19 protein-coding genes and 1 pseudogene are annotated in these 16,598 nt (G+C 39.6%); all 20 read right to left on the bottom strand.

Annotation, left to right across the window (positions count from 1 at the left end):
• Positions 1-14 precede the first annotated feature (14 nt).
• The 20 genes and pseudogenes from MKP09_RS22170 to MKP09_RS22075 all read right to left on the bottom strand — a co-directional run bounded on the left by MKP09_RS22170 (position 15) and on the right by MKP09_RS22075 (position 16,383).
• Positions 15-473, bottom strand: a complete 459-nt coding sequence (locus MKP09_RS22170; RefSeq protein WP_240832581.1) for a hypothetical protein — start codon at positions 471-473, stop codon at positions 15-17.
• An 89-nt stretch (positions 474-562) separates the two neighbouring features.
• Positions 563-1,330, bottom strand: a complete 768-nt coding sequence (locus MKP09_RS22165) for a 6-bladed beta-propeller (protein ID WP_240832579.1) — start codon at positions 1,328-1,330, stop codon at positions 563-565.
• A gap of 198 nt (positions 1,331-1,528) precedes the next feature.
• Positions 1,529-4,099: a TonB-dependent receptor gene (locus MKP09_RS22160; RefSeq protein WP_240832577.1), complete on the bottom strand. Its 2,571-nt coding sequence runs from the start codon at positions 4,097-4,099 to the stop codon at positions 1,529-1,531.
• A gap of 314 nt (positions 4,100-4,413) precedes the next feature.
• Entirely contained in the window at positions 4,414-5,940 is a 1,527-nt protein-coding gene (locus MKP09_RS22155; protein ID WP_262915673.1) for a TSUP family transporter, read from the bottom strand.
• A gap of 381 nt (positions 5,941-6,321) precedes the next feature.
• A complete protein-coding gene (locus MKP09_RS22150; protein WP_240832575.1) occupies positions 6,322-6,519 on the bottom strand; it encodes a hypothetical protein in 198 nt (65 codons plus the stop codon).
• 140 nt (positions 6,520-6,659) lie between these two features.
• Complete coding sequence (locus MKP09_RS22140) at positions 6,660-7,166, bottom strand: serine O-acetyltransferase (protein WP_240832573.1); 507 nt, start codon at positions 7,164-7,166, stop codon at positions 6,660-6,662.
• 81 nt (positions 7,167-7,247) lie between these two features.
• Entirely contained in the window at positions 7,248-8,906 is a 1,659-nt protein-coding gene (gene cysI / locus MKP09_RS22135) for an assimilatory sulfite reductase (NADPH) hemoprotein subunit (RefSeq protein ID WP_240832571.1), read from the bottom strand.
• Between the two features lie 106 nt (positions 8,907-9,012).
• Entirely contained in the window at positions 9,013-9,924 is a 912-nt protein-coding gene (locus MKP09_RS27630; RefSeq protein ID WP_240832569.1) for a flavodoxin domain-containing protein, read from the bottom strand.
• 112 nt (positions 9,925-10,036) lie between these two features.
• The gene (locus MKP09_RS22125) at positions 10,037-10,180 is read right to left on the bottom strand and encodes a hypothetical protein (RefSeq protein WP_240832567.1); all 144 of its coding nucleotides are present in this window, start codon (positions 10,178-10,180) and stop codon (positions 10,037-10,039) included.
• A gap of 17 nt (positions 10,181-10,197) precedes the next feature.
• Positions 10,198-10,416: a flavodoxin domain-containing protein gene (locus MKP09_RS28450; protein WP_394801116.1), complete on the bottom strand. Its 219-nt coding sequence runs from the start codon at positions 10,414-10,416 to the stop codon at positions 10,198-10,200.
• Positions 10,416-10,721: a hypothetical protein gene (locus MKP09_RS28445; protein WP_394801115.1), complete on the bottom strand. Its 306-nt coding sequence runs from the start codon at positions 10,719-10,721 to the stop codon at positions 10,416-10,418. The genes MKP09_RS28450 and MKP09_RS28445 overlap by 1 nt, the downstream gene beginning before the upstream one ends.
• Positions 10,711-11,528 (bottom strand): annotated as a pseudogene (cobA, locus tag MKP09_RS22115) (uroporphyrinogen-III C-methyltransferase). Before cobA ends, MKP09_RS28445 begins: the two are co-directional and overlap by 11 nt.
• Before the next feature lie 165 nt (positions 11,529-11,693).
• Positions 11,694-12,935 (bottom strand): sulfate adenylyltransferase subunit 1, encoded by a 1,242-nt coding sequence (locus MKP09_RS22110; protein ID WP_240832565.1) that lies wholly within the window; start codon positions 12,933-12,935, stop codon positions 11,694-11,696.
• Positions 12,936-13,151: 216 nt separating this feature from the next.
• The gene (locus tag MKP09_RS22105) at positions 13,152-13,568 is read right to left on the bottom strand and encodes a type II toxin-antitoxin system VapC family toxin (RefSeq protein WP_240832563.1); all 417 of its coding nucleotides are present in this window, start codon (positions 13,566-13,568) and stop codon (positions 13,152-13,154) included.
• A 1-nt stretch (position 13,569) separates the two neighbouring features.
• A complete protein-coding gene (locus MKP09_RS22100) occupies positions 13,570-13,818 on the bottom strand; it encodes a DUF6364 family protein (RefSeq protein ID WP_240832561.1) in 249 nt (82 codons plus the stop codon).
• 42 nt (positions 13,819-13,860) lie between these two features.
• A complete protein-coding gene (gene cysD, locus MKP09_RS22095; protein ID WP_240832559.1) occupies positions 13,861-14,535 on the bottom strand; it encodes a sulfate adenylyltransferase subunit CysD in 675 nt (224 codons plus the stop codon).
• A 52-nt stretch (positions 14,536-14,587) separates the two neighbouring features.
• The gene (locus MKP09_RS22090; protein ID WP_240832557.1) at positions 14,588-14,767 is read right to left on the bottom strand and encodes a hypothetical protein; all 180 of its coding nucleotides are present in this window, start codon (positions 14,765-14,767) and stop codon (positions 14,588-14,590) included.
• A 187-nt stretch (positions 14,768-14,954) separates the two neighbouring features.
• On the bottom strand, positions 14,955-15,527 hold the full coding sequence (locus tag MKP09_RS22085) for a phosphoadenylyl-sulfate reductase (RefSeq protein ID WP_240832555.1): 573 nt from the start codon (positions 15,525-15,527) through the stop codon (positions 14,955-14,957).
• Positions 15,451-15,648 carry a hypothetical protein gene (locus tag MKP09_RS27625; protein ID WP_240833387.1) on the bottom strand — a complete coding sequence of 66 codons (198 nt, stop codon included), beginning with the start codon at positions 15,646-15,648 and terminating at the stop codon, positions 15,451-15,453. Before MKP09_RS27625 ends, MKP09_RS22085 begins: the two co-directional genes overlap by 77 nt.
• Before the next feature lie 99 nt (positions 15,649-15,747).
• Entirely contained in the window at positions 15,748-16,383 is a 636-nt protein-coding gene (locus MKP09_RS22075) for a peroxiredoxin (RefSeq protein WP_240832553.1), read from the bottom strand.
• Positions 16,384-16,598: the final 215 nt, after the last annotated feature.

The following is a 16,598-nucleotide window of genomic DNA, read 5'->3' as shown; positions in this document are numbered from 1 at the left end:
TTCGAAATATTGTTTTATAGCGGGTGCGTATTGAGGTTCTTTTTTTGATTATAATCTTTGCTTTGAAACATTGATGAAGAAGATGTGCTTGTATACAGGTATTCTTCATCGTTATACTGAATACCGCCTGGAAGCACGGGTAGAAAACCGTTGGTACTGTCAGCGCTTATTTTACTGGTATTGTAAAATCTTCCGGTACTTTCATCATACATAAAGTTCTTTTCACGCCAACTCTTATAATAATCAAGTGTAAAGAATAAGTACTGTTTCGTCTTCCAAACATCGTCTAACTCCCAAACTAAACTTCCATTTTGGGAACGATACTGATCGATATCATTTTGAGAACGGAAAGAAAATGAGAAAAACGCTTTGGGCAATGAAATGGACAAAGGCATGATCAATTTATAAAGCGCAGTAACACTATCGGGTGTTAGTTGATAAAAGGTATAATCGTAAGGGCGGGTAAATAACAATTTGTCTTTTTCGTCAGTTGGAAAAAAGGAAATTTGGTCTGGCTTATAATGAAATGAATCAGTCTTTTTATTGTAAGGAAAATATGTTTTTATATTTTTTTGCCGTCATATACCTTCAACTCATAATCTTTAGTGTCAGCAAATTTTCTGTTCGAATAAATATAACTATAGGCCCACCAATTATTGACATAAATGGTAGGTGAAACCAATGAAAGACTAAAATCTTTCACTCGCTGTACCTTTTCATTTTGAATATCTGCTAAATCATAATAGGCAGACCAAGTAAACCGCGCGAAAGACGCATTGGTAGGGTCTTCCATCATCTTTTCGATTTCTGCTGGTGAAAAATCAAAATTCTTATTGCTCCCCGAAATGAAAATGGCATTTCTGCGTTTATCGAGTTGTATTGTTTTGATCGTACAGTTAGGAGGTCTGTATTTCTTAATAAACTTCCCGGTCTTGTCAAAAAAATAGATAAAATTTGTGTCAGCATCCCAGATGATAAAGTATTGATCCGATACGATCAGTTTTCTAATCCTACCAAAAATGCTCTTCTTGGTGGTCTGCAATGGAATATAATTAACCTCCGCAAAAACTTTTGATACACCGGCACCAGCAGCAAAACCAGGTTCAAAATATAGCTCTTTAGCAACGCCCTGTGTGAACGCACTATGATATACTATAAAGCAAAAAATCGTCATCCATTTTTTCATCCGTATATTTTTTGTTTGTCCGCCGCGGCGGACGATTCTTTTGGTCGGATGCCCGCCCGGATGAATGCCGTTCGGACGAGGACTTCCACATAAAAAATGTTCATTAATTTCAAATATGAAAATGATTATTTTTTGATGCTCCATTTCATACATGCTTTGACGCTTTAAAAACTGTTTTCCTGCAAGAATTTTAATTAAAGTTTTTATTCCTTATTTATTTAAACTTTTCTCTTTTCCAACGGTCATAAAGGGTTCGGTCACTTTAATTCATTAAAAAAGCCCCCTGTAAAAACGCGCGGGCCATTATCGATTGCCAAAATAAAAATTCTATATTAAAAGGGATTAGTTGCGTCCGTTAAATGTATAGCTTAAAGTAAGTCCATAAGTTCGTGGATCGCCCAGCACACCTGCGTAATGACCGGCATTGCCACCAGCCGGAAGCAATTGTTCATAATAATCTTTATCAAAAATATTACGTGACCAAATAAATGCAGAGAAACCTTTAATAGCTCTGAACCCAAGCCTGGCGTTAAACAGGCCGTACCCGGCTACGTTTAAGTAAGCTGAAGGTGATGGACTTGAAGAAAAGGAAGACCTTGCAAAAGCATCAAGGCCGATAAAAAACCTGTTTGCCCTGCCAAACAAAGATGATGGCGTTGAGTATTCCCCACCGGCAGAACCTCCCCATTTTGAAATGCCTGGTAATGCACCGCCTGAAATATCTTTAAATGCAACCTGCACGCCCTCCGAATTTGTGGCACCGGTTTCTTCCAACGGTAATGGAGCGTTAGTAAATTTCACATATTTACCTTCTGTATAGCTTAGTGCACCATAAAAGTTGAAATGATGGTTTAACCGATATGTGGCATCAACTTCAACACCTCTTACTCTTACCTTGTCGGCATTAGCAATATATCCTCTGTTAACACCAAGTTCTGCAGACTGTACATTGGTCTGATAATCTTCAATGTCGGAATTATGTGCTGTTATATTGAAAGTAATATCGTCAGTTGGTGTTGTTTTGATACCAACTTCATAATGCTTGGTATATTCAGGCCTGATCACAGCAAGATCAATTGCAGGTTCATTATTCACTGTTGGTAATCCTGCTACATTAACACCAACAGGCTTATAGCTTGTAGAATAAGTTCCAAAAGTGTTAATCCTCCTTGAGGGGCGATATGCTAATGTTACCTGGTAAGTAGCATTTCTTTCATAAGCGTCTGCTTCATAAAACTGGTCGCTGTAAACACCGCGTTTCAAAGCCAGTAGTGCAGGATCAGTAGTTTCAAGGCCACCATAAATAGCACGATTGTAAGAAACTGTCTTTTCATCATAGTTCAATCTTACACCAGGTAATAAATGCAAATTTTTTACTACTTCCCAATCAACGTTTGCAAACACCGCAGCACTTAATGAATTAATAGACGAGTTTGTTTTGATGCCATATCCTTCAAACAATCCCGGGGTTTTCCATAACTCGCTGGTTGAGCTTTGAGAAAACCGCCATTGGTCACGGCCAGATTCTTCTGTACCTGTTGTCTTTACTTCCTGACCAATATAATACACTCCAATTACACCGCTTAAGCGTTCACTAATTTCACCTGCATATCTTATTTCCTGCGAAATGCTTTTGTGCTTTGAAGGGTTTTGCGATTTAGCCAATGCTTGCAAACCTGTAAAGTCTCTATCGTTTGAAGGTTCCCAAATCCAGTAACGGTAAGCGGTTGTAGCGGTTAAAGTTCCGGGGCCAATTTTAGAATCTATATTCAAAGAACCTCCACCGATCTCATTACCCGAATTCCATGGCGTATCGTGATCTATTACACGATCGAACGCATTGGTGCTTGGCAATGTATAATTTAAATCGGCAATAATTGCAGGAAATTGGCGATAAGCTGGTCTTTGTGTTTGAACCACTCCTGCCACTACCTGTGCGTAACCATCGGGATTTTGTTTATTATAATCACCAGCCAACGTTACTTGCGTGTTATCTGAAACATTGTAGAGGAACTGCGCTCTTAAACCAAGATTGTTAATATCATTGGTGTATTTATCTGTACGCACATTTTTAACAACGCCATCACGCTGCGTTCCGGAGAACGACACACGAGCTGCTAATCTTTTTGTAAGAGGACCGGTTACCGATGCTTTGGCTTGTATATAGCCAAAGTTTCCATAACTCACTTCAAGGTTTCCACCAGGAACAAAACTTGGTTTCTTCGTAGTAATATTGATAGCTCCTGAAGTAGTATTCTTTCCAAATAACGTTCCCTGAGGACCCCTTAAAACTTCGAACCGTTCGATATCAATAAAATCAAGTGTTGCAACAGCAGGCCTTGCATAATATACTCCATCTACATAATAACCAACACCCGGATCTAAACCATCATTAGTTAATCCAAATGGAGAACCTAAGCCTCGTATGTTAATACCCGTATTTCTTGGGTTTGACGTATATAATTGTAGTGAAGGTACCAGTTCCTTAACACGGTTTACATTAAACGCACCTGTCTGTGCAATTTGATTGGCACCTACAACGGATACCGCAATAGGAACATCTTGCGAAAGTTCCCTTCTTCTTCTGGATGTAATAACAACCGTATCGGTTTGATATATTACCTGAAGCCTGATCAGTAGCGTGTCTTCAACAGACCTTACCACAATATTTCGTGGAGAATAATTAACAGAAGAAACTGAAATAGTGAAAGGTGTTTTGGGTACAGGTGATAAAGTAAAAATACCCGAGGTATCCGTAGTTACTCCTTGTGATGTGCCTTTAATTAATACGCTCGCACCAGGCAATGCATCATTATTCTCATTTACGACACGACCGGCCAGTTGAGCTTTAAGTATAAAAGGGAAAGAGAAAAAAATCAGTGTGAGCCTTAGTTTGGTTGAAATAGTTTTCATGTATATGTGTTTTCTTATTTGAGACTTCATTGTTCTTTGCGTTATTATTTTTTTTGGAATGATTTAGATGATTATATAGAAAGGCCGAAGGACAATTCGATCGAGGGTAAATAGATAGTCTATAAAAACAATAGACTAATAAATCAAAAAAAGCACTATTTAATTCTCTAATTAAAATAATACCACGCCTTTCGACATGAACTACAACAACACGAAAAAATAACTTCCTTGTACATAAACATTGAATGAGGCAGCAAATATAATTGGGATTTATTAGTCTACAAAATAAGTAGAGTAATTTTTAAAAAAATATTTTACATAAATAGCGCTTTACTGATGGTTATCAGGCTCATCACAATTACAAGCACACCTACAACAAAGAACATTTTTTTAACAGGAAGCCTGGATGTAAGCATAGCCGAAAATGGCGCCGTTATAATACCGCCTATTAAAAGGCCAGCTACAATATTCCAATGAGAAATACCAATAGTAAATATAAAAGTAACTGCGCTTGTTACAGTAAGAATAAATTTCGCCACTGTGGAACTTCCAACAACATAACGGGGCGTTCTTCCGTTTTTAATAAAGGTTCCGGTAACCAATGGACCCCAACCACCACCCCCGAACGAATCAATAAAGCCACCAGCTAAGCCTAAAAGAGGAATATTGGTTTTCTTACGGTTTATTTTTAGCTGGGCAGTGTCTTTGCTTTTAAAAACATTCATTAATATCCTAACACCAAGATATAATGTGTAGGCCGCAATAAAAGGCTTTACTATGGCTGCATATTTTTCACCAACATAGCTAAGAAGCAAAGCTCCGATAACGGCTCCGATAATAGCCGGCAAAGCCAAGGCCTTTATGAGTTTCTTGTTTACATTGCCTAACTTGAAATGACTTATACTGCCTGCTGCTGTTGTAAAGGATTCTGCGGAATGAATGCTGGCGCTAACAACAGGAGGTGGCACGTTCAGCATCAATAAAATAGTGGTACAAATAACACCATAACCCATACCCATTGAACCTGCTACTATTTCAGCAACAAAACCCGCAAGCAACATCCAATAAAATAAATGATGATCTTTATTTAAAGTTTGCAGGATCGGATCAACCAGGTCAAAAGCATACAAAGCGTAAACACTTAACCCTACTAATAAAATAATACCTAAACCTATTAAATACCAATTGGTACTTTTCTGTGCCTTCGCTACCACATCAGCAGAATCAACTATTTCAGCCGCAGCTGCATCTGTTTCATATTCCTGCAATGCTTCATCGGGATTTTCGACTAAAGACCTCGTTACGTTATTTAACACTTTAAGCTTATGATCGAAATCACCGGAAAGCTTATTGCGTAAGGCCTGCATATTATCGAGTACTTCGTCAATTTCATCAGGTATAACTTCGTTCAAAGTTTCTTTTAGCCGTTTGGCAATGGTTGGAGATTTGCCATTTGTTGAAATAGCAATTTTTAAATTGCCTTTTTTAACAACCGAGCCTAAATAAAAATCGCACAGTTCGGGCTTATCGGCAACATTCACCAGCTTCTCACATTCGTCCGCATCGGCTTTAATTTGAGTAGCCACTTGTAAATCATTAACTGCTGCTATTACAAGGTCTGCATCTTTGATGTCGGATTTAGCATACCCTCTTTCTTCCAATACTATATTTGGATAAGGTGCAACAAAATTTCTAACCTCATTACTAATCTCAATTGCAACCAACTTTACAGCTGTGGCCGGAGCATTTTTAATTACGGCCTGTAGCTTTTCCAAACCAATATTACCTCCGCCGATCACCAATAATTTCAACTCCTCCAGCTTGATAAAAACCGGGAACAGATTATTGCCAGCCCCATCAGATCCGGAATGCGGCGAGGAAGAATTATCAGTATGTTGAGAATTATGAATGTTTGATAACTATTTGTGTGTAATTAAAAGCCGCTCAAGCAAACCAAATCAGAAATCTTCTATATTGAAAAAGATTGCTTGGCTTCACTACGTTATACAGCAACGGCGAGCCTGTGTTCATTAGTCGTTCCGACCGAGTGGCTGAAAGCCGTGAGTGGAGGAATCTCTTATACAACATGGAGATTGTTCAACTCCACTACATTTCGCTCACAATGACGACCTCTACTAAATTGTTCAGATATATTCCACAATTGAAGAGTGCGACGCAACACCGATGCCATAAGCACTGCAGCCGGGAACATAAAATTATTTTTATTTCTTAGAAGACTGCAATATTTTACTTACCGAATCCTTATGCGAAAAACTTTCTTTATCAGCTACTTCACTTTGGTTATACACCAATGAATTTGCGGGAACGCTAAATGTGATCCAGGCATTACCGCCAATCACGCTATCGTGGCCCACTACAGTGTCGCCGCCTAAAATAGTAGCGCCTGAATAAATGATCACATTGTCTTCGATAGTTGGATGACGCTTGGTTTTCTTTTTGCCCTTGGCAGAATTGAACGCACCAATCGTTACGCCCTGGTAAATTCTTACATTATTTCCAATAACAGATGTTTCTCCAATAACAACACCAGTGCCATGATCTATAAAAAGTTTTTACCAATGGTAGCATAAGGATGGATGTCAATTCCGGTTTTACTATGAGCGTATTCGGCAAAAATTCTTGGCAGGCCACGTATGTCTTGTTTGCGCAACTGGTTTGAAATGCGGTAAACAGCAATAGCATAGAAACCGGGATAGGCTTGCAATATCTGACTCACATTGTATGCTGCCGGATCGTTTGCCACAAATGCAGCAGCATCTTCCTGCAAAGTTGCATAAATATCCGGCAAAGCCTCAAAGAAAGACTCTGCCTGCGTTTGCGACTTTGCACCATCATTAACAACATCATATATTAATGTTGCCAAATGGCTTTTTAGCGCATACATACCTTTTTCAAGATCTGCTTCTTTTTGGTTTATGCCTGTTTTTGGTATAAACAAAAACTGAAAAATATCGTCGATAAACTGATGTGCTAAATCCTTATCAGGAAGGTTACCTATTTTGGCATTGTTTTGCAACAACAGTTTAATAAAGTTTTTATTGTTCATGTTTGTTGAGTTAATGGTTCATAGATCATGGTTAATGGTTTGTTCTTCGCTATGAACTATGAACCATCAACTATTTGCCAATTAAAGAATCCATTTACGATAAGAGAAATCACCAAAGGTTTCATTCTCCTTTTTCTCTTTTTGATAAACTCCGAATAACCCATCTAAAGTATCCAATATTTGTTCTTCGTTAAGGCTTTCTTTATATTTTGTGTTTAAACGCTGGCCCAGCCTGTCACCACCAATATGCAGATTGTATTTACCATAAGCTGTTCCTACAAAACCTATCTCAGCATTTGGAGAACGGCCACAACCATTGGGGCAACCAGTCATGCGCAATATAATATCATCATTAATCATGCTATGCTTTTCCAGTATGGGTTCTATCTTCGAAATAAGCGTAGGCAAATAACGCTGCGCTTCTGCTAACGCTAATGGACAAGTGTTAAATGCCACACAAGCGATAGCGTTTTTCCTTAATGCTCCCGCCTTGTCGGTATGTTCAATAAGACCATATTCATTCAACAGCGTTTCAATTGCCGCTTTATCTTTATCCTTAATATCAGTTAAGATAACATTTTGATTGGCGGTAAAACGGAAATTACACTTGCCAGCTTCCGCAATTTTATACAGGCAACTTTTCAGGTCAATCCCTTCGCCATCCAAAACACGACCGTTTTCGATAAACGCTGTGTAATGCCAATTGCCTTTATGATCTTCCACCCAGCCGTATCTGTCCTGCCTTTCAGTAAATTCAAATGGCTTTGCTGGCTCCAATTTAAAGCCACAACGCTTTTCAATTTCTTCCCGGTATTTATCAACGCCTAATTTATCAATGGTGTATTTTAAACGAGATAATTTTCTGTCGCTGCGGTTGCCATAATCGCGTTGCACCGTAATGGTTTCGTAAACCGCTTTCAATATTTTTTCCTCATCATTCTCTACAAAACCCAAAACGGTAGCCAGCCTTGCGTAAGTATTGGGATTGCCATGTGTGGCGCCCAAACCACCGCCAGCAGCGAGATTGAAACCAATCAATTTATTATTTTCGATGATGGCGATCAGTGCAATATCGTTAATAAAAATATCAACGTCATTATTAGGCGGTACAGCAATGCCAACTTTTAATTTGCGCGGCAGGTAGCGATCTTTATACAATGGATCTTCTTCTACCTTCTCACCAATTTTTTCTTCACCAATCCAAATCTCGTACCAGGCGCGGGTTTTAGGCTTCGCCATCTCGCTGATCTTTGAAGCAAACTGAAACACTTCATCATGCACCGGCGATTCGCCAGGATTGGAAGTGCAGCATACATTACGATTCACATCGCCACAAGTGGCAATAGAATCCAAGCCCGCTAAATTAAACGACTGCATGGTTGGCTTAATGTGCGACTTTAAAATACCATGCAATTGTACCGTTTGCCTTGTTGTAATTTTTATCGTTCCGGTAGAATGCTCGCCCGCTACATGGTGCATCGCTATCCATTGCTCCGGCGTTAAAAAACCACCCGGAAGCCGCAGCCTTAACATAAAGGAATACAACCATTCCAATTTTTTCATACTTCTTTCTTCGCGCCTGTCGCGGTCATCTTGTTGATACATGCCGTGAAACTTCATTAACTGTGTATCATCTTCACGCACAGCGCCTGTGTAATTATCCTGCAGGCTTTCTTTTAACGTGCCGCGCAGCCCCTTACTGGCTATTTTAATTTTCTCTACTGGTGATTGTTCGCTCATGAATCTATTTGTTTTCCGTGGATTTCATCCACAGCTATTATTGTTCCGCCGCTTCGCAGCGTTCCTGTTAATCTATTAATCCCACAAATCATGGTTCCAACGTCTCTCAATATACATCCTTCTCCCACCTTCCTTCTTCCACTAACTGATGTAAATATTTCTCCGCCTCTTCTTCGCTTTTATTGCCGTGTTCTTTAAAAATATCAACCAGCATTTTTTCTACATCTTTACTAGTTGGTTCACGCTTTCCGCTGATGTACATATATGCACCATTTTGCAACCATTCATATAATTCTGCACCTTTCTCTTTCATGCGATGTTGCACATATACTTTTTCTTTCTGATCTCGCGAGAAAGCTACATCCAAATTGGCTAATGCGCCAGTTTGTAAATAATCCTGCAATTCGGTTTGATACAAAAAGTCGGTTACGAAATGTTGTTCACCAAAGAATAACCAGTTGCGACCACTCGCCGCCTGCGCGTCTCTTTCCGCAATAAAGGAGCGGAACGGAGCAATGCCGGTTCCGGGGCCAATCATGATCACATCTTTATCTTCAGTTGGTAAGCGGAAATGTTTTTGCTTTTGAATGAAAAACTCAAACTCAGTACCAACGGGCTTTGTAGAAAAATATTCACTGCTTACGCCCGTGCGTTTTTCATCTTCAACATAAAACTCATCTTTACTTACTGTAATATGAATTTCATTCACACCATGGCTTCCTGGTGCGGAAGAAACGGAATAAAGTCTGGGTGCCTGTGCAGTTAATATCTTAATCACTTCTTCAAACATCTTAGCATCCTTTACAGGAAATTGTTTCAACAGATCGGGAAGGCTTAACCTTGTTTGCTCAGCTATTTCATGTCCTGTAATAATAGTAGCGTATTGTTTAATAGTTGACTTTAACGGATATAAAATGTTCAAATGCTTTTGTAGTAGTTCCCGTACTGATGAAGTTACTTTTGAGGTTTGTATTTCAAGCTCTGGATCGATGCCTGTAAGAGTAATAATCTCCTGCACCGCAGCATCACAATTGGGTGGAATAATACCAGCGCATCGCCTGGCAAATAATCTAAATCCTCATCGGTGCTGATTTCTACATGATAGGTTTCTTTATTACTTCCGCGATCATTCAAATTAACGTTTGTAACAATTGTTCCTTTATAATGCTTTTTTCCGGTAGGCTTTTTTCTTCAACAACAGATGTTGCTGCAACAGCCGGCACACTGCCAACGCTTGTTTGCAAAGCGGTTACTACATTATCTATCCAATGCAAAGAATCCTCTTCGTAATCTACATCACATTTTTTAAAGGCAACATGCGATGCGCGCCTAAGGCTTCCAACCTTGCATCAACATCTTCACCTGTTTTACAAAATTGCGCATATGAAGTATCCCCAAGCGCCAGCACACCGAAATTCATTTTCTTCAACTCCATTTGCGTTTCGTGAAGTTGGTCGTAAAATTTCTGCGCTAAAAGCGGCGGTTCGCCTTCGCCTTGCGTACTGATCACTACAAAAAATATTCTTCTTTTGTCAGGTCGGTAAACCGATATTGATCCAATCCTGCAAGTTTAACACCAATGCCTTTCTTCTTTGCAATGCCAGCTAATTGCGTAGCCAGCTTTTTGGAATTCCCCGTTTCGGTACCATACGCCAGCGTTATCTTTTTCGCAATACCAGCCGGGGCTGCGCTGCCTGATGTGGTCTGCAAGCCACCAGCCTTTCCGGCGATATAGCCATTCAGCCAAATCAGTTCTTCACGCGACAGCGTGGACGTAAAATCTTTAATCTTCTGCAGTTTATCTTCAGATAACATGCTTTATTGGTTTATTAAGTTCGTTTATATCTTGAATTCCTTCTCCTACCGACACAAAATATTGTTGATCGTGTTCACTGTTTTTTAACCACTTGAATTGCTGGTGCAAGGCAACTACCTTACCAATAATTACAAGCGAAGGAGATGCGAATTTTTTGCCTTCAAGTTTTGTTTTGTAATCATAAATATTACATTCATGAATACGCTGATAACAAGTGGTGGCCTGCTCTGCAACAGCAACGTGTACATCTTTATGAACACCAAATTGAATGAGTTTGTCAACTACATTTTTTAATGTTCCTGACGACATATAAAAAACCAGCGTATCATTGGTTTGCGCCAAATCCTGCCAATGCTTGTCTGTTACAATATCAGATTTATAATAAGTGAGAAACCTTACCGAAGTAGCATAGCCGCGTGCCGTGAGCGGAATGCCCGCATAAGCAGCCGCGCCGAGAGATGCGGTAACGCCCGGAATAATCTCGTAAGGAATTTTGTTGGCGACCAATACCTGCAATTCATCCAACACATTTGAGAAAATGGAAACGTCGCCACCTTTTAAGCGCACTACTTTTTTCCTTGTAATGCATATTTAACCAAAAGCTGATTGATAACTTCCTGGGGCGTTGAAATATTATTGCGGCATTCTTTTCCCACACGAACAATTTCTGCGTTGGCTGAAACATATCGATGCAAAATCACTTCGCTTACCAATCTGTCTATTAATACCACTTCTGCTTCTTTTAAAGCATTAGCGGCCTTTACTGTAATCAGATCGGGATCGCCAGGACCAGCAGCAGCCAACACCACAGAACCAGCCTCCCCCTGCCCCCTCCAGAGGAGGAGGAGAAGTCCAAGACAATTCTTTTATGTTTTTCTCTGTTCATTTTTAATCGGAACGATGACACGCCGCTATTGACCTCACCCCCAGCCCCTCTCCCAAGGGAGAGGGGAGTAAAACGCATCATCTTTTTAACTCAATAATACAGCAGCTACCGTGCTGTTACTGGTTTCATCAACTAATATCGCATTGCCATAATCGCTGATTTTATCAAACGGATCGTAAACAAGTGGCTGGGCTGTTTTAATTTTTGCTTTCACAACTTCGTTTAGTTTTACATTGTCGGTAACTTCTGTATGCTCTAATGTATTTACATCTAACTTGTATTCTATTTCCCTGATAATTGCTCTTACTAATTTCCCTTTATGTTGAAGAAAATATTTATTTCCTTGTACTAAAGGTTTATTATCTAACCAGCAAAGAATCACTTCAATTTCACTTTCAACTTTAGGTTGATTATCGGTATGCACAAATGTGTCGCCGCGACTGGTATCAATGTCATCAGCCAGATGCAATACAACCGCTTGCGGCGCAAATGCTTCTTCCACTTCTTCGCCTGCAATTTCAATTTTTGAAAGTGTGGTTTCTATACCGGCGGGTAATACTGTTATCTTATCGCCTTTTTTGTAAACTCCGCTTACGATTTCACCGGCATAGCCGCGATAATCGTGCAGTTCCTGCGTTTGCGGGCGAATAACATATTGCACCTGAAAACGAGGATCGGCATGATTAATATCTTCCGACACTTCTACTTCTTCCAAAAACTGTAATAAAGGCTGATCTTTATACCAGGGCATTTTTTCGGAAGGCGTTACGATGTTATCTCCATTTAAAGCCGAAATAGGAATGTAAGTAATATTGCTTAAACCTAGTTGCGTTGCTACTTTTTGATAATCCTTCTTAATTTCATTATAACGGGATTCTGAAAAATCTACCAAATCCATTTTATTAATTGCAACAACAACGTGCGGCATTTTTAATAAAGATGCGATGATTGAGTGACGACGAGTTTGTTCGATAACTCCGGCACGCGCATCAATCAAAATAATGATCAGGCTTGAGTTGGAAGCTCCGGTAATCATGTTGCGGGTGTACTGCACATGGCCGGGCGCATCAGCAATTATAAATTTTCTTTTGGGTGTATTGAAATAACGATAGGCCACATCAATAGTGATGCCCTGTTCGCGTTCAGCACGTAAACCGTCTGTAAGCAGCGCCAGATCAATGCCATCGGCATTTTTATTTTTAGATTGTTTTTCCAAAGCCTCTAATTGATCTACCAGAATGCTTTTGCTGTCATACAACAAACGGCCAATCAATGTGCTTTTTCCATCATCTACACTACCTGCTGTTATAAATCTTAGAATGTCCATTTTCCGTTGAAAAGTTTACAAGTTGATAAGTTTACAAGGTTATCGCTCTTTCGACTTTCTTTCAAGCCAGGCGATATAACCATTCAGTATTTTTTCAACTTCTGTTGTTTTATGTCTGAAATATTTTAATTGTTCTTCTGTTATAAAATTTTCGTCAAAAGCATCATCAAATGATTTAATGTTTCGCTTAAAGAACCTTTTAAAGTATAAATATTTCTATTTAATTAATTCTAACACTTCATCAGGCGTATAAACTGGAATACCGGCTTTCGTGAAATCAGCTACATTTCTTGTTGCAATTGCAAATACATTTTTTATTGTAACTGCACATAAAATCTGAACTGCATCTTCAAAATCTTTGTGCTGAGAACGTGCCGCTTTCCTCAATATGTCAACCGTAACCGGAATGATTTCGAGATAATCCATCACCTGATCAAGCAGCTTTCGCAGCTCACTCTCCCTATAAACCTTTTTTAAAATATAATGAGCCGTAGCAATTGCATGCGAAGAAGCGTAAAGTTTTATTTTCTTTTTATCCGCCAAATTAAAGAGCAATAAAGCTGCAAGTCCAAAAGGTTTTCTTTGTGAAACGAAGTCGATGATAATATTGGTATCAATAAAAATATGCTTCACTTTACAGCTTGTATTTCTTTGAATAATAGTCATCCAGCGCCTGCTTATCGTCAAATTCTTCAGGAAGAGGTAAGCTGCCTGCTATTTTTTTAAGCCTGGGCGAAATATCCTCATCCGGCAAACGCTGATCCGTAACACGTTCCAAATATTTTTCTACCATTTCAGAAAGGCTACGCTGTGTACCTTTCGCATAAACCTTAGCGCGCTCTATTATCGATTTTTCTATTGTTAAAGTAAGCTTTGTCGTCATAACACGTGCATTTTACACAAATATACGTATTTTAACTGCGCACTAAAAGTAGCCTCCCTTCTTCCTGTCTTCCATAGCCGCTTCGGTTACGCGATCATCGATGCGGGTTTCGCCGCGCTCTGAAATACGCGTTGCCATAATTTCGTTTACCACTTCATCTAAAGTTTCGGCGTTTGACTCCACTGCGGCAGTGCAGGTCATATCACCAACCGTGCGATAACGTACTCTTTTGTTTACGATTGTATCTGTTTCATCTATTGTAATAAAATCTGAAACAGCGATCAATTGTCCTTCATGCACCAACACTTCGCGATCGTGCGCAAAGTATATAGAAGGCAATTGTACTTTTTCGCTTTTGATATAACTCCAAACGTCTAATTCCGTCCAGTTGCTGATGGGAAATACGCGAACGTTCTCACCTTTATGAATGCGGCCATTGTAAATATTCCATAATTCAGGGCGTTGTAGTTTCGGATCCCATTGTCCAAACTCATCGCGTACTGAAAAGATTCTTTCTTTCGCGCGTGCTTTTTCTTCATCGCGCCGGGCACCGCCAATGCAGGCATCAAACTTAAATTCTTCAATCGTGTCTAAAAGTGTATGTGTTTGTAACCAGTTGCGGCTCGCAAATTTACCTTTTGGCTCGGTAAGATTTTTTGCTTTGATCGTATCTTCCACATTACGCACAATAAGTTCCGCACCTAATTCTTTTGCCAATGCATCGCGGTATCTAAGCGCTTCGGGAAGTTATGACCCGTATCAATATGTACTAACGGGAAAGGGATTTTGCCGGGAGCGAACGCCTTTTTGCAAGCTGCACCAAAGTGATAGAATCTTTACCCCCGCTAAAAAGCAAAGCTGGTCTTTCGAACTGTGCAGCTACTTCGCGCATAATAAAAATGCTTTCAGCTTCGAGCTGCTCTAAATAGTCTAATTCGTACTTGTTCATTTTTTATGACCTCACCCCAGCCCCTCTCCAAAAGGAGAGGGGAGTTGGTTCTTTTTATTTTGTTAGCCCCAATCTCCTTACAGAAATAGAGGACAATCGATATATTGTTGTTGGGCTTTATTCCGGAAGATGAAGAGTGCGACGCAATTACGCTGATAGTAGCACTGCAGCCGGGCCCAAAATTATTTTAGCTATTAACGTGAAGCCCGCATTCTTTATGCGAAACCTCCCACCACCAACGACCAGCACGTGCATCTTCACCAGGCTCGATAGCGCGGGTGCAGGGTGCACAACCAATGCTAACAAAACCTTTGTCGTGTAGCGGATTATAAGGAATATTATTTTCCTTAATAAAATCGATCATTTGATCGTAAGACCAATGAATTAAAGGATTGAACTTGTATAACTGGCGGCCTTCATCCCACTCCAGCATTTTCATGTCTTGCCTGTTTTCGGACTGCTCGGCGCGAAGGCCGGTGATCCAAACCTTTGCTCCTTCCAACGCGCGATTCAATGGTTTTACCTTGCGTATAAAGCAGCATTCCTTGCGGTTTTCAACCGATTCGTAAAAAGCATTTACGCCTTTTTCGTTGACAAATTTTTCGACATCGGGACCTTGAGGAAAATATACCTGAATATTGGTTTTGTATCGGGCATTTGTTTTTTCGAGCAGGTCGTAATGTTCATAAAACAACCGGCCTGTATCGAGTGTGAAAATTTTTACCGGTAAATTGTTTCGGGCAATTACGTGCGTAAGCACCTGATCTTCCTGACCTAAAGAAGTGGAAAACAGTTTCTGTAGGAAACTGATTTAATACCATTTCGATCGCTTCTGCAAGAGAAGCGTTTTCGATATCGCTTATTTGAGATTCTGTAAACATTTTCGAGATAGCTATTTTAATAATTAATAGTTCATAGCGATGGCTTTATCTAAAATATACAGTTCCATCAGCAATGAACTATCAATTATTAACAACCAATTAAATATTTGGTTGTGGAGTGTAGCGAAGGTAAGGTTTTACCTCTTTTACACCTTTAGGGAATTTTTTAATAGCGTCTTCTGTGCTGATAGCAGGTACCACAATTACATCTTCACCATGCTTCCAGTCTGCAGGAGTTGCTACGCTGTGATTTGCTGTAAGTTGCAGCGAATCTAACACACGAAGTACTTCTGTGAAATTTCTACCAGTAGAAGCAGGATAAGTGATAATTAGTTTAACTTTTTTATCTGGCCCGATGATGAATAAGGAACGCACTGTTGCTTTTTCAGAAGCATTTGGGTGGATCATATCATACAAAGTAGCAATATTTTTATCGGGATCAGCAAGAATAGGAAATTCAACTGATACGTTTTGCGTTTCGTTGATATCGTCTTTCCAGCCAATGTGGCTATCCAGCGGATCAACACTTACTGCCAAAACTTTGGTATTGCGTTTTGCAAATTCTTCTTTCAGCAACGCAGTTTTACCAAGCTCTGTAGTACAAACAGGTGTGTAATCTGCAGGGTGAGAAAACAATATACCCCAACCATCACCTAAAAACTCGTGAAATTTTATTTCACCCTCTGTTGATTGCGCCGTAAAATCTGGTGCGATATCGCCTAATCTTAATGACATAATAGTATAATTTTAAATGTGGAATGCAAATATAGGCCATTTTTCAAAACCTACAAAGTTGGTAGGGTAATATTAAAAAAATGCTGGTTTGAGGCAGGGATTATTCAGTTTTAGGGGGTTATGAGAAGGACGCATTTTACTTGAACAATATCTCTCTAAAAAAGGCCGGATCAAAAATTTAACCCGGCCTGCTTCTATTTTCTAACCTAAAAAAT

The sequence above is a fragment of the Paraniabella ginsengisoli genome, assembly GCF_022513635.1.
Lineage (GTDB): Bacteria > Bacteroidota > Bacteroidia > Chitinophagales > Chitinophagaceae > Niabella > Niabella ginsengisoli.
This window is presented reverse-complemented; position numbering and strand designations above follow the sequence as displayed.